We start from the raw sequence: 12,870 nt of genomic DNA, 5'->3' as shown, positions 1-12,870 counted from the left end.
GGAGCGCAGCGACTGACCGGCGGGAGTGAAGAACCGGGTTAATAGGGCCCCACCCTCGAGCGGCGGAGCCGCTCCAAAATTACAGCCCGACCCTTCGCGGAGGCGTCGATCCGAACTCTCCTTGGCGGTGGGGTCGCTGCAACCTACCTTCCCGACCCTTGGCGGAGGCGTCGATCCGAACCCCCTTCGCGGAGGGGTCGCCTCAACCCACCCCTTCGCGAAGAGGCCACCCCAAATGCACCCTTGGCATACCGGCCACCCCAAATTTCTCTCTCGTAGGGGCCGCTCCCGGAACACTTTCCCTGAGTGCCTACTCCCAACCCCTCCCCGGCCCCCGCGGCTCCGGAGACGACGCCGATAATGACCCCATGAGCGGAGTGGAGCGGCCGCGGCGGTTGCGGCGTACGCCGGCACTGCGGCGGCTGGTGGCGGAGACCGGTCTGGAGCCGCGGCATCTGGTGTTGCCGATGTTCGTGGCAGACGGATTGTCCGAGCCTCGGGAGATCGGGTCCATGCCCGGCGTGTTCCAGCATTCGCTGGATTCGCTGCGCAAGGCCGCCGTGGAGGCGGTCGAGGCCGGTGTGGGTGGTCTGATGCTTTTCGGCGTGCCCCGGGCCGAGGACAAGGACGCGGTGGGCAGTGGTGCCACCGATCCGGAAGGCATCCTCAATCGCGGGTTGCGGGCGCTGGCGGCCGAGGTCGGTGACGCGACCGTGGTGATGGCGGATACCTGTCTGGACGAATTCACCGATCACGGGCATTGTGGGGTCCTGGATCCGGCGGGTGCGGTGGACAACGATGCCACCCTGCTCCGGTACGTGGATATGGCGCTGGCCCAAGCGGAGGCGGGCGCTGATCTGCTCGGGACCAGCGGGATGATGGACGGTCAGGTGGGGGTGATCCGGGATGCTCTCGACGAGGCCGGCCGCACCGATACCGCGATCCTGGCCTATGCCGCGAAGTATGCGTCGGCGTTCTACGGGCCCTTCCGGGAGGCGGTGTCCTCCTCACTGCAGGGGGATCGGCGGACCTATCAGCAGGACGCGGCCAACCGGCGGGAGTCGATTCGCGAACTCGAGCTGGATCTGGAGCAGGGCGCCGATATCGTGATGGTCAAACCGGCGATGTCGTACCTGGACATTCTGCGAGAGGTTGCCGACCGGTCGCCGGTTCCGGTTGCGGCGTATCAGATTTCGGGTGAGTATTCGATGATCACGGCGGCGGCCGAACGCGGCTGGATCGATCGGCAGGCCGCGATACTGGAGTCACTGACCGGTATCCGCCGTGCGGGCGCGGATATCGTACTCACCTATTGGGCGACGGAGGCAGCGCGCTGGCTATCGTGAACATGCCCGCGGATATCACTACCGCGCGGCAATTGTGGTGGGGCGTCATCGGTTTGGGTGTGGGACGGTTGTTCGTCTCCCTGGCCGATACGCTGGCGAACCGGGATCGGTTCAGTGCAGAGCTGCGGGAGCGAGTGCAGTCCACCGACCCACAGCTCACTCCGGCGATGACCGATCTGTTGGTGACCCTGGGTGCCGTCTTGGGCGTGATCCTGGGCCTGGCGGTCGCGGCGCTGGGTGTGCTGGTGGTTCACCAGCTGGGCAAGGGCAAGCTGTGGGCGCGGACGCTGCTCACGTTTGCCGGCGTGTGGCTGGTGATCACCGGTGTGGCCGCGTTGTTCTCCATCGGGATGGTGGACGGTGTCGGCCCGTTGGCCGGTGGCGCCGCGACGATCGTGCAGGCGGTTCTGGCGGGCGGCGCGATCTACCTGTGCCAGCGGCCGGAGGCGGCGAAGTGGTTCCTGCCGCGACGGCCGGGGGGCCCCGGAAATTCGTGAGAAGTCCTACCCGGCTTGCTGACCTGCATGTTGATTCCGGGTCACGGTACGACCCACATTCACATAACGAACGCGGAGTTTGTTTCCGGAATTCCGCCATGTATGGTGAGGGCTGTCACAGAGGACATGGGAACCGGTGGCCAGGGGTAATCGTCCGGTAGGGCGGCAGCTCAGGTCGTCCGGTGATCGGAGGCAACGATGCGAGTGGTGATCCAGCAGCCGCAGAGTATCCGGCGGGACATGCTCGTACTGAGCCTGTTGATTCTGTTCGGTGTCCTCACCGTCGCCGTACTGCTGATTCCCAGCATCGTCGGCTGATCCGGGTGCGTGTCGTCGCCGCCACGGATATCGATGGCTGAGCAGGCCGAAACCGCCGCGGAAACCGGAGAGATCCTGTTCTCGGAACCGGGTGCGCGCTGGCGGGCCGTGGCCTACGGTCCGATCGTCTGTTTCCTGCTGCTCGCGGTGGAGATCGCGGCGGGCGCCACTGTGCACTGGTTCGCGTTGCTGTTCTGCGCCGCCCTGATCGCCGCGTTCGCCGTCCTGCAGATATATGCCGCCCGGACACATGTCAGCGTCGAGCTCACCGATCGTTTCCTGCGCAACGGTCCGGAGACCACCACCGTCGCGTCGATCGCCGCGGTGTTGCCGGTCGATTCCGGCGAACCCTGGGAGGACGGCCGCGCTCTCGGTGAACTGACCGGGGTGCCGCGCCGGCGCACCGCGATCGGCCTGCGCCGTACCGACGGCGAATTGGTGCGGACCTGGGCCAAGGATCACCGCGCGCTGCGTGCCGCGCTCACCTCGGCGATCGAGCGACCCGCCGGGGACCCGGACACCGGTCGCGACGATTGATTATCGGCTCCGGCCCGGGCAGCATCAGGTGAATACACCGACCGACCGACCGGAGGAGATCCGTGAACCGCTCGTTCGTCGTCCCGGCCGCCGACCTCGCGGCGGCGATCCTGGCCCTCGCTCTGGCCGTGCTCTGCTGGCAGCTCGGCGTGCGGAACACCGACTTCCCCCCGACCGGTGAGGTACCGGCCTATACCGCGACCCGGTACGTGGCGCCGTGGCTGTTCCTGGCCACCGTGCTGGTGGCCGGGGCCGGGGCGGCGGTGATCGACGCGGCCGTGCGGGTGGTGCGGCGGGCGTGAGGATGTGTCGCGGCTCAGCCCACTGCTGATAAATGCGGCTCAGCCCCACTGCTGATAGATATCGAAGACCCGGCCGTGTGCTGCGCCCGGCGCGTGGAAGAACACGAGGACCGAGCCGTCGTTGTCGGCCGATTCGAGGATCACCTGACGCAATGAGGCGTGGACGCCGCCCTCTTCGTCACGGTAGAGACGGGTCTCACTGTTCAACCCGGCGCCGATCCGGGAGGGCGGGACCATATGGTCGACCAGGGCCGGGATCGGCCCGGCGGCCAGCGCTTGGGTTTCCTGGTGGTTGAGCCGGAGTCCGGCCCGGCTGTTGTCCGGGTCCACGACCGGATCGGCCGCGGCGGCCGTACCCGCTCCGAGACAGGTGGCCAGGACGCCGAACGCGACCGAGGCGAGTGACAGAGCCGCACCACTGATGGCAATACGCAAAACGACCTCCCCGGCCGGTGGTTCGCAGATTCTTCCGATTGAGACGACAGTACGCACTCGGGCCGCCGGCCTGCCGTATTTGGCTCGGCACGTGTCGAACGGGCGGCATATATCACGTATGCGCCACCCTGTCGTCGACTCTCCCGGAGGGGGCTGCCAAACTGGAGGCCGTGAGTTCTCTGCGCGTGGCCGGTACGGCAGTGCCGGCCTCCAGTCAGCTTTTCCAGCGAGCCGAAGCGGTTGTTCCCGGTGGGGTCAATTCCCCGGTGCGTGCCTTCGGTTCGGTGGGAGGCACGCCGCGGTTCATCACATCGGCGAAGGGCTGCTACCTGACCGACGCCGACGGTAACCAGCTGGTCGATCTGGTCTGCTCGTGGGGGCCGATGATTCTCGGGCACGCCCATCCCGCGGTGGTCGAGGCGGTCCGGGAGGTCGCCGGATCGGGTCTGTCGTTCGGCGCGCCGACGGCGTCCGAGGTGGAGCTGGCCGAGCTGATCGTCGAGCGGGTCGCTCCGGTGCAGAAGGTGCGGCTGGTGAACTCGGGGACCGAGGCCACTATGAGCGCCGTCCGGCTGGCGCGCGGCTACACCGGACGTACCAAGATCATCAAATTCGCCGGTTGCTACCACGGTCATGTCGATGCCCTGCTCGCGGAGGCGGGCTCGGGTGTCGCGACCTTCGCGCTGCCGAACTCGCCGGGGGTCACGGGGGCGCAGGCCGCCGATACGATCGTGCTCCCGTACAACGACCTCGAGGCCGTACGTGCCGCGTTCGAGGCGCATCCCGGCGAGATCGCCGCGGTGATCACCGAGGCCGCCGCCGGGAACATGGGCGCGGTGGCGCCGCTGCCGGATTTCAACGCCGGGCTGCGCCGGATCACCACCGACAACGGCGCGTTGCTCATCATGGACGAGGTGATGACCGGTTTCCGGGTGAGTCGTTCGGGCTGGTACGGGCTGGAACCGGTGGCTGCCGATCTGTACACCTACGGCAAGGTGATGAGCGGCGGCCTGCCCGCGGCGGCGTTCGGCGGCCGGGCCGATGTGATGGACCGGCTGGCGCCGTTGGGCCCGGTCTATCAGGCGGGCACGCTGTCGGGCAATCCGGTGGCCGTGGCGGCCGGTCTGGCCACGCTCCGCGCCGCCGGCGACGAGGTGTACGCGGCGCTGGACCGCAACAGCGAACGGCTCGGCATTCTGATCACCGAGGCGCTCACCGGCGCGGGGGTAGCGCACCGCGTGCAATTCGCGGGCAATATGGTCAGCGTGTTCTTCGCCGATTCTCCGGTACTCGACTACAGCACGGTCAAAGCCACCCAGACCTGGCGCTATCCGGCCTTCTTCCACGCACTGCTGGACGCCGGGGTCTATGCCCCGCCCAGCGCGTTCGAGGCCTGGTTCGTCTCCGCGGCGCTGGACGACGCGGCCTTCGACCGGATAGCCGCCGCCCTGCCCGCCGCCGCCGAGGCGGCCGCGAGCGCCGTACCCGAAGGAGCCGGCGCGTGAGCCGGCCCGAGCACGAGCAGGTGGCAGCCGAACCGGACGACCGTAGCGAACCGGTCCCGCCCGCCGACCCCGCCGCCGATGTCGCCGCCGCCCCGCCCCTGCCGGGCGACAGCGCGGCCGACGCCGAATCGGTCGAAACCATCGTGCATGTGCTGCGCCACGGCGAGGTGCACAATCCGCGCGGCATCCTCTACGGCCGGTTGCCCGGTTTCGGGCTGTCGGTCACCGGGCGCGCCCAGGCGGGCGCGGTCGCGCGGTCGCTGGCCGATCACGATATCGCCATGGTCATCGCCTCGCCGCTGCAGCGGGCGCAGGAGACCGCGGACCCGATCGCGAGCCGGCACGGACTCACCGTGCGCACCGACGAGAACCTCATCGAGGCCGGGAACACCTTCGAGGGCCTGCGGGTGTCGGTGGGTGACGGCGCGCTGCGCAAACCGCGGCACTGGTGGAAACTGCGGGACCCGTTCACCCCGTCCTGGGGCGAACCGTATCTGCAGATCGCGCACCGGATGCTGGCCGCGGTCAACAAGGCGCGGGTGGAGTCGGCCGGCCGTGAGGCCGTGCTCGTCTCCCATCAGTTGCCGGTATGGACGCTGCGCCGGTTCTTGCAGGGGCAGCGGCTCTGGCACGATCCGCGCGCCCGGCAGTGCGGTCTGGCCTCGCTGACCTCGCTGGTCTACCGGGGCGACACCCTGGTCGATATCGTCTACTCCGAGCCCGCGGGCGGTTCGGACCCGACGGTGCACGGCGCATGAGACGCCACATGGCGAGCGGGCCGGGCTCGGTGTCGGGATGAGACCAGCCGCCAAGGCGTTCGGGGGCCGGTTGTTGCCGGCGCTCGCCGCGCTGCTGTGCGTGGCGGTACTATCCGCCTGTTCCACCGGATCCGACGCGGTCGCCACCGGTGGCACTTTCGAATTCGTCTCGCCGGGCGGGCAGACCGATATCTTCTACGATCCGCCGTCCGCGCGGGGAACCATCGGGAAATTATCGGGTCCGGACCTCATGTCCGATGACGGCGAGACGGTCTCGGTGGACGATTTCCCCGGCCAGGTGGTCGTGGTGAATCTGTGGGGGCAATGGTGCGGGCCGTGCCGTGCCGAAGCGCCCGCGCTCGAACAGGTCTACGAACAAACCAAGGATCTCGGGGTCGCTTTCCTCGGGATCAATGTCCGTGATTTCCAGCAGGACAAAGCCCGTGATTTCGTGGTCGACAACCATATCGGTTATCCGTCGATCTACGACCCGTCTATGCGCACGCTGTTGGCGCTCGGTGGAAACTTCCCGACCAGCGTTATTCCCACCACATTGGTGCTGGATCGGGACCACCGGGTGGCGGCGGTTTTCCTGCGCGCCCTACTCGTTGAAGATCTAATGCCGGTGGTGCAGCGCATCGCCGCGGAGGGAGCATCATGAGAAGTCTTCGGTCTCGAGGCGTACGCCGGTACGGGGCGACTCGCCCGCCGCGCGGGGTACGTGCCGAGGTCCTGGTGAAATCGTCGCTGGGTTCGTGGGAGCTACAGCCCGCGACCACGACCGGTAGCGATCGGCGGGTGTCGAATTCGCGGCCGTCGGGCGCCCGGGGATCGACCGCGCCGGGTGGGCGTGACGAACGGCGCGCGAACACCGAACCCGATGCGGAGCGTAGTTCGCGTTGACGGTGCTGGCAGGAGTGGGGGAGTCATTTCAGCAGACAGCGGCCACGGGCCCGCTGCTGCTGGCCCTCGGCGCCTGCCTGCTGGCCGGTCTGGTGTCGTTCGCGTCGCCGTGCGTGGTGCCGCTGGTGCCGGGCTATCTGTCCTATCTGGCGGGTCTGGTGGGTGCGCAGGCGCCACCGGTGACCGTCGAGCAGGCCCGGCGCGAACGAGCCGGGCAACCGGTGCGCGGCGGGTCGACGGCGGTGCTGACCGAAACCGATCCGGCTGCCGAGGTCTCCGCGGCGACGCCTCCGGACTCCGCGCGGTTGCGGGTCGCGGGTGCGGCCGGGCTGTTCGTCGCCGGATTCACAGTGGTGTTCGTGCTGGCCACCGCCACGGTATTCGGGCTGATCCAGACTCTGAACGTCAATCGTGAGCTGTTGCAGCGGCTGGGCGGTGTGGTCACCATCGTGATGGGCCTGGCATTCATCGGCCTCATTCCGGCGCTGCAGCGCGATACCCGGATGGAACCCCGGCGGCTCGCCGGGGTCGCGGGCGCCCCGCTGCTCGGCGCGGTGTTCGCCCTCGGCTGGACCCCGTGCCTGGGACCGACCCTGTCCGGGGTGATGGCGGTGGCGGCCGGGACGGAAGGCACCACGGCGGCGCGCGGAGTCGCGTTGATCGTGGCCTACTGTCTCGGTCTCGGTTTGCCGTTCGTCGTGCTGGCCTTCGGGTCGGCCGGGGCATTGCGCGGTGTCGGATGGTTGCGGCGCAATTCGCGCACGATCCAGGTGATCGGCGGAATCCTGCTGGTCGCGGTGGGAATCGCACTGGTGACCGGGGCCTGGGATCAGTTCGTCGGCTGGGTGCGTGACGGTTTCGTCGCCGAGGTGACGCTGCCGATATGACCGTGACAGACCACCCCGAGGCGCCCCCGGTCCTACCGCCCCGGCAGTCCCCGCTGGGCCGTGCCCGGGCGGTGCTGCGTAACGGCTGGCGCGGGCTCACCAGTATGCGTACCGCGCTGGTGCTGCTGTTCCTGCTGGCGCTGGCCGCCATTCCCGGTGCGCTGCTACCGCAGCGGAGCCTGAACGAGCAGAAGGTCGTCCAGTACATCGCGGATCGCCCGGTGCTGGGCGAATGGATGGACCGTTTCGAGCTGTTCGACGTGTTCTCCAGTTTCTGGTTCACCGCGATCTATGTGCTGCTGTTCATCTCGCTGGTGGGGTGCATCCTGCCGCGCACCGTGGACCACTACCGGGCGCTGCGTACCCCGCCGGTGCGGGTGCCGCGGAATCTGGCTCGCCTGCCGCACCACCATCACGCGGAACTCGACGGAACCCCCGAGAGCGTCGTCGAACAGGCCCGCTCCCGGTTGCGCGGCTGGCGGACCGAGGTCCGCCCGGGTGAGCGCGACGGGGAGATGACCCTCTCCGCGGAGAAGGGCTACACCCGTGAGCTGGGCAATCTCGTATTCCATCTGGCCCTGGTCGGGCTGCTGGTGGCGATCGCGGCCGGGAAACTGTTCGGCTACGAGGGCAATGTGATCGTCATCGCGAACAACGGACCGGGGTTCTGCACCACCTCGCCGGCGGTGTTCGACTCGTTCCGGGCCGGCAATGTCAACGACGGCACCGGGATGACTCCCATGTGCGTGCGGGTGAAGAATTTCCGCGCCGACTATCTGGACAACGGCCAGGCCGAGATGTTCACCTCCGATATCGCCTATCAGGCGGGCGCGGATCTGGAGTCGGGAACCTGGCGCGACACCACCATCAAGGTGAACCATCCGCTGCGTGTCCACGGGGATCGCGTCTATCTCCAGGGGCACGGGTACGCGCCGACGTTCACGGTGACCTTCCCGAACGGCGAAACCCGCACCGAGACCGTGCAGTGGCAGCCCAACGATATGCAGACGTTCCTGTCCAGCGGTGTGCTGCGGGTCGATCCCCCCGGTGGGATGTATTCGAACGATACCGAGCGGCGGCAGAACCAGATCGCGATCGAGGGGCTGTTCGCGCCGACGGCCAGTTTCCACGGCACCTTGATGACGTCGGTGTTTCCCGGGATGACCGATCCCGCGGTGGCGGTGGACGTCTACCGCGGGGATACCGGCCTGGACACCGGCCGGCCGCAGTCGATTTTCGCGCTGGATCAAGAGATGGTGCGCCAGGGCCGGCTCGCCAAGGAGGCCCGGGTGAATCTGCGGCCGGGCGAATCGACCACGCTGCCCAACGGCACGCAGGTGCGGTTCGACGGTGCGGAAGAGTTCGCCAATATCCAGGTCTCGCATGATCCGGCGCAGCAGTGGGTACTGGTGAGCGCGCTGGTGATGATGGGCGGGCTGCTGGTCTCGCTGCTGGTTTCGCGGAGGCGGGTCTGGCTGCGGGTGACCCCGGAGGGTACCGTTGACCAACGACGCGTCGTAGTAGAGATGGGCGGGCTGGCCCGCACCGACCAGGCGGGCTGGGGCGGAGAGTTCGATCGTCTCCGGGAACGCCTGCTGGACGCGCCGGACAACCGGGCGTAGCGCCGAGGAGGCAGCGTGCCGCACCACATACTCGGCCACCGCGGTTGTCCACCGAGCACCGCGGTATGAACACGGGAGATGAATGATGCCGATCGACACCACTCTCGCCGGCTACAGCGACCTCGCCTACAAAACGGCGATCGTCGTGTACGCGCTGGTGCTGGTGCTACTGATCGTGCAGTACGCCTCGGCCCGCGCCAAACAGGTCAGCGAACGCGAACTGGTCCCGGCGGGCGGCGTCGCCGCGGGTAGCGATACCCCCGGCCGGATCCACGAGACACCGCGCGCCCCGCTGTCGCAGCGGCTGGGCAATATCGCCTTCTCGGTCCTGTTCGTGGCCGTGGGGCTGCATATCGCCTCGATCGTGCTGCGCGGTTTCGCGACCGGTCGCTTTCCGCTCGGCAATATGTACGAGTTCGTTTCCATGGCCACCGCGACCGCCGCGGTGGTCGGACTGGTGTTCATGCGCGACGAGCGCTACCGGGGGATGTGGGCGTTCCTGCTGGCTCCCCTGCTGGTCCTGATGTTCCTCGCGGGCACCCTGCTCTACGCCGACGCGGCGCCGGTCGTGCCTGCGCTGCGATCGTTCTGGTTGCCGCTGCACGTGACGATCGTGAGTATCGGCAGTGGTGTCTTCCTGGTCTCCGGTGTCGCGAGCCTGCTTTTTCTCTATCGGCTGCGTCAGCCCGAGGGTTCGGAATCGCGGAATGTGCTCGGCGCGATCGCGCGCCGGCTGCCGGACGCCCGCACGCTGGACCGGCTGGCCTACCGCACCACGATCATCGGCTTCCCGCTGTTCGGGGCGGGCGTCATTCTCGGCGCGATCTGGGCCGAAGCGGCCTGGGGCCGGTTCTGGGGCTGGGATCCCAAGGAGACCTGTTCGTTCATCGCCTGGGTGCTCTACGCCGCGTACCTGCACGCACGGGCCACGTCGGGTTGGCGCGACACCCGCGCGGCGTGGATCAATGTGGCCGGATTCGTGGCGATGCTGTTCAACCTTTTCATCATCAACCTGGTGGTTTCCGGTCTGCACAGCTACTCCGGACTGACCTGATTCGGTGCGGCATTTCCATCGTCGCAATGATCGTTATGCCCCCGCAATGCGCAGTTGCTATTGTTCGGTCGAGCAATAGCTGAACTGTTTGTGACTCGATGCGGTAAATCGGGTGCGACCGGTCATTTCCCCTCCACCACGCGGTAAAACGCGTCGAACAGCGAGGAGAGCGGCAGTGGATTCGGAGAATTTCAGTTCGGATACGGGCGGCGAGGTGGATTGCCGCACCTCGGAGGCCACGAATGAGGCGCTCATCTGTGGTTTGGAGCCCGACTCCCTGGTCAGACTGGTACGCACCGCGGTGGGGTTACCCGCCGACGCGCTCGACCGCCTCGCCGGGGTGGCCGATAAATTGCGGGCCGTGGAAGGACTACCGCAGGTCGACAGCACCGCCGATTAGCTCTCGGCCGGTACGCGGCGGGAAATGGCCCGGATAACGTGTTATCCGGGCCCGGCGATCAGGATTCCGTGGATTCCGAATCGCCGTCCCGGTGATTCCGCTGACGTGAGATACGCCAGAGGAATTCGGGGTCGTCATCGGGGCCGACGACTCGATTTCGACCGGCGCCCGGTGCGGGGGGACGCCCGGGGCCGAACGCCTTCCAGCACAGCACCGCGACCACCACGATCGCGATGAGTGCCAACAGGTAGATCACGTGGCTCACCTCCTCTATCGAGGTTAACCCTCTGGGCGACCGGCCGGTGATTCCGGCCGATCATCGCGGCCGATGCCGGCCGATCCCCGGCCGCGGGCGGCCGGGGTGCCGCTGCGGTTGCGCTGCCGCGTAGGCCCGGTGTCAGCCGTGCACGGTCGCCTCGGTGGTGAGCGATTCGAGCAACCGCATCACCTCCGATTCGCGGAACCGGCGATGGCCGCCCGGGGTGCGCAGGGAGCCGAGCCGCCCCGCATGTGCCCAGCGGGTGACGGTTTTGGGGTCTACGTGGAACAGGGCGGCAACCTGGCCGGGGGTCAGCAGGTTCTCCTGGGCCCCGACGGCAATCGCGGTCATGGCAAACCTTTCTGTTTCGTCACGTTTTCTCATCGGATTCCGACATAGTGGCACCGAGATGCCCGGGTACTCGAACCACCTACTGTTGGTAAAGGGGAAGTAATGGACAAAACGGATACGCCCGGGTGGCCGTTATCCGGAGTCCCTTACGCTGGTCAGGTGAGTGACGCGAACCAATCCGAGGATCAGACCACCCCCCGGCCCGGTGCGTCGCCGGGTCGCCGGCTCGCCCGCGACCTGGCGCTCTACACCCTGGCGCGGCTCGTACTGGTCGCCGTACTCACCGTGGTGATCATGGTCGGTGCCCGGCTGGTCGGTGTGGAGGTGCCACTGCTGGTGGGTGTGCTCTTCGCGATCGTGATCGCCATGCCGCTCTCGCTCACGCTCTTCAAGAGCCTGCGGGTGCGGGTGAACTCCGATATCGCGGCGGTCGACGAACGCCGCCGCCGGGACAAGGCTCAACTGCGGGCCCGGTTGCGTGGTGACACCACCGAAGAACTGTCCCGGACCGATGACGCGGACGCCGGTGACGAGACGCGGCCACCCGCCGAAGGGAAGACGAGGCCGGAGGGATCGGGCAGCGGCGGCCCGGAGTGAAGTCCTGCACACGCGGTAATCCGCGGGGCTGGGCGGACGAGGCGGTGCGTCTCATCGACGCCGACGCCCAGCGCAGCGCCGACACCCATCTGCTGCGTTATCCGCTGCCGGCCGACTGGAACGTGCAGCTGTACCTCAAGGACGAATCCACCCATATCACCGGCAGCCTGAAACACCGCCTGGCCCGCTCGCTGTTCCTGTACGCCCTGTGCAACGGATGGATCACCGAGGGCACCACGGTCGTGGAGGCGTCCTCGGGGTCGACCGCGGTGAGCGAGGCGTATTTCGCTCAGCTGCTCGGGCTCGAATTCGTGGCGGTGGTACCGGCCTCCACCTCACCGCAGAAGATCGCGCTGATCGAGGCGCAGGGCGGGCGCTGCCACTACGTGCGGCGGCCACCGGATATGTACACCGAGGCCGCGCGGCTGGCCGCGGAATGCGGCGGGCACTACCTCGACCAGTTCACCAACGCCGAACGCGCCACCGACTGGCGCGGCAACAACAATATCGCCGAGTCGATCTTCGACCAGCTACGGCTGGAAACCCATCCGGTGCCGGAATGGATCGTGGTGGGCGCCGGTACCGGTGGCACCAGCGCGACCATCGGCCGCTATCTGCGCTACCGCCGGCACAGCACCCGGCTGGCCGTCGTGGACCCGGATAATTCGGCGTTCTTCGGCGCCTACGAAACCGGAGCCCGTGATTACGCAACGGGTATGCCGTCGCGGATCGAGGGAATCGGACGCCCGCGGATGGAACCGTCGTTCGTGCCGGAAGTGGTGGATCGGATGATCCAGGTACCGGATCCGGCCTCGATTGCCGCGGCCCGGTTCGCGAGCCGGGGCCTGGGCCGGCGGGTCGGTGGATCCACCGGAACCAATTTCTGGGGCGCGTGCGCGCTGATCGCGGAAATGCTCGCCGCCGGGCGCAGCGGCAGTGTGGTCACGCTGCTCTGCGATGGGGGTGAGCGGTACGCGGGCACGTATTACAGCGACGAGTGGATCGCCGGACAGGGCTGGGACCTGAACGCCCCGACCGCTGTACTCGACGATTTCCTGACCACCGGTCGCTGGGACGCCTGAGGTCTGCCCCACGGCCG

15 protein-coding genes and 1 pseudogene are annotated in these 12,870 nt (G+C 67.8%); 13 read left to right on the top strand and 3 right to left on the bottom strand.

From position 1 onward, the window contains the following. The first annotated feature begins 368 nt into the window (after nt 1-368). The 4 genes from hemB (at nt 369) to AB0F41_RS18975 (ending at nt 3,000) form a co-directional block, all read left to right on the top strand. Nucleotides 369-1,346 (top strand): porphobilinogen synthase, encoded by a 978-nt coding sequence (hemB, locus tag AB0F41_RS18990; RefSeq protein ID WP_357425460.1) that lies wholly within the window; start codon nt 369-371, stop codon nt 1,344-1,346. Between the two features lie 2 nt (nt 1,347-1,348). Further along, nucleotides 1,349-1,843: a hypothetical protein gene (locus AB0F41_RS18985; RefSeq protein ID WP_357425458.1), complete on the top strand. Its 495-nt coding sequence runs from the start codon at nt 1,349-1,351 to the stop codon at nt 1,841-1,843. Between the two features lie 351 nt (nt 1,844-2,194). Further along, nucleotides 2,195-2,698: a hypothetical protein gene (locus tag AB0F41_RS18980; RefSeq protein ID WP_357425456.1), complete on the top strand. Its 504-nt coding sequence runs from the start codon at nt 2,195-2,197 to the stop codon at nt 2,696-2,698. 62 nt (nt 2,699-2,760) lie between these two features. After that, complete coding sequence (locus AB0F41_RS18975; protein WP_357425454.1) at nt 2,761-3,000, top strand: hypothetical protein; 240 nt, start codon at nt 2,761-2,763, stop codon at nt 2,998-3,000. 39 nt (nt 3,001-3,039) lie between these two features. Here AB0F41_RS18975 and AB0F41_RS18970 read toward each other — a convergent pair whose 3' ends face one another. Further along, nucleotides 3,040-3,435 carry a hypothetical protein gene (locus tag AB0F41_RS18970; protein WP_357425452.1) on the bottom strand — a complete coding sequence of 132 codons (396 nt, stop codon included), beginning with the start codon at nt 3,433-3,435 and terminating at the stop codon, nt 3,040-3,042. 179 nt (nt 3,436-3,614) lie between these two features. Between AB0F41_RS18970 and hemL the strand changes: the two genes are divergently transcribed. From hemL to AB0F41_RS18935, 7 genes are all read left to right on the top strand, one after another. Then, a complete protein-coding gene (gene hemL / locus AB0F41_RS18965) occupies nt 3,615-4,940 on the top strand; it encodes a glutamate-1-semialdehyde 2,1-aminomutase (protein WP_357425475.1) in 1,326 nt (441 codons plus the stop codon). A 98-nt stretch (nt 4,941-5,038) separates the two neighbouring features. After that, nucleotides 5,039-5,698, top strand: a complete 660-nt coding sequence (locus tag AB0F41_RS18960; RefSeq protein WP_357425473.1) for a histidine phosphatase family protein — start codon at nt 5,039-5,041, stop codon at nt 5,696-5,698. A 37-nt stretch (nt 5,699-5,735) separates the two neighbouring features. Next, nucleotides 5,736-6,359, top strand: a complete 624-nt coding sequence (locus AB0F41_RS18955; RefSeq protein WP_357425450.1) for a TlpA disulfide reductase family protein — start codon at nt 5,736-5,738, stop codon at nt 6,357-6,359. 238 nt (nt 6,360-6,597) lie between these two features. After that, nucleotides 6,598-7,488, top strand: a complete 891-nt coding sequence (locus tag AB0F41_RS18950) for a cytochrome c biogenesis CcdA family protein (protein WP_357425448.1) — start codon at nt 6,598-6,600, stop codon at nt 7,486-7,488. Continuing rightward, nucleotides 7,485-9,110, top strand: a complete 1,626-nt coding sequence (locus AB0F41_RS18945) for a cytochrome c biogenesis protein ResB (RefSeq protein WP_357425446.1) — start codon at nt 7,485-7,487, stop codon at nt 9,108-9,110. The genes AB0F41_RS18950 and AB0F41_RS18945 overlap by 4 nt, the downstream gene beginning before the upstream one ends. A gap of 85 nt (nt 9,111-9,195) precedes the next feature. Continuing rightward, the gene (ccsB, locus tag AB0F41_RS18940; RefSeq protein ID WP_357425444.1) at nt 9,196-10,164 is read left to right on the top strand and encodes a c-type cytochrome biogenesis protein CcsB; all 969 of its coding nucleotides are present in this window, start codon (nt 9,196-9,198) and stop codon (nt 10,162-10,164) included. Nucleotides 10,165-10,339: 175 nt separating this feature from the next. Continuing rightward, a complete protein-coding gene (locus tag AB0F41_RS18935; protein ID WP_357425442.1) occupies nt 10,340-10,564 on the top strand; it encodes a hypothetical protein in 225 nt (74 codons plus the stop codon). 58 nt (nt 10,565-10,622) lie between these two features. Here AB0F41_RS18935 and AB0F41_RS18930 read toward each other — a convergent pair whose 3' ends face one another. Together AB0F41_RS18930 and AB0F41_RS18925 are read right to left on the bottom strand one after the other, a co-directional pair. Beyond that, entirely contained in the window at nt 10,623-10,820 is a 198-nt protein-coding gene (locus AB0F41_RS18930) for a hypothetical protein (protein WP_357425440.1), read from the bottom strand. A 141-nt stretch (nt 10,821-10,961) separates the two neighbouring features. Then, nucleotides 10,962-11,174, bottom strand: a complete 213-nt coding sequence (locus AB0F41_RS18925) for a BldC family transcriptional regulator (protein ID WP_357425438.1) — start codon at nt 11,172-11,174, stop codon at nt 10,962-10,964. A 159-nt stretch (nt 11,175-11,333) separates the two neighbouring features. Between AB0F41_RS18925 and AB0F41_RS18920 the strand changes: the two are divergent. Then, nucleotides 11,334-11,660, top strand: a pseudogene (locus tag AB0F41_RS18920) (DUF4229 domain-containing protein); the annotation flags it as partial. Between the two features lie 107 nt (nt 11,661-11,767). Beyond that, a complete protein-coding gene (locus AB0F41_RS18915) occupies nt 11,768-12,853 on the top strand; it encodes a PLP-dependent cysteine synthase family protein (RefSeq protein WP_357425436.1) in 1,086 nt (361 codons plus the stop codon). The last annotated feature ends 17 nt before the right edge of the window (nt 12,854-12,870 follow it).

The sequence above is a fragment of the Nocardia sp. NPDC024068 genome, from assembly GCF_040638875.1.
Lineage (GTDB): Bacteria > Actinomycetota > Actinomycetes > Mycobacteriales > Mycobacteriaceae > Nocardia.
The sequence above is the reverse complement of the archived record's forward strand: the minus strand, read 5'-3'. Positions and strand labels throughout refer to the sequence as shown.

Coding starts and splice junctions, on each gene's coding strand:
- hemB (WP_357425460.1), top strand. CDS start 369: ATGAGCGGAGTGGAGCGGCCGCGGCGGTTGCGGCGTACGCCGGCACTG.
- AB0F41_RS18985 (WP_357425458.1), top strand. CDS start 1,349: ATGCCCGCGGATATCACTACCGCGCGGCAATTGTGGTGGGGCGTCATC.
- AB0F41_RS18980 (WP_357425456.1), top strand. CDS start 2,195: ATGGCTGAGCAGGCCGAAACCGCCGCGGAAACCGGAGAGATCCTGTTC.
- AB0F41_RS18955 (WP_357425450.1), top strand. CDS start 5,736: ATGAGACCAGCCGCCAAGGCGTTCGGGGGCCGGTTGTTGCCGGCGCTC.
- AB0F41_RS18945 (WP_357425446.1), top strand. CDS start 7,485: ATGACCGTGACAGACCACCCCGAGGCGCCCCCGGTCCTACCGCCCCGG.
- ccsB (WP_357425444.1), top strand. CDS start 9,196: ATGCCGATCGACACCACTCTCGCCGGCTACAGCGACCTCGCCTACAAA.
- AB0F41_RS18925 (WP_357425438.1), bottom strand. CDS start 11,174: ATGACCGCGATTGCCGTCGGGGCCCAGGAGAACCTGCTGACCCCCGGC.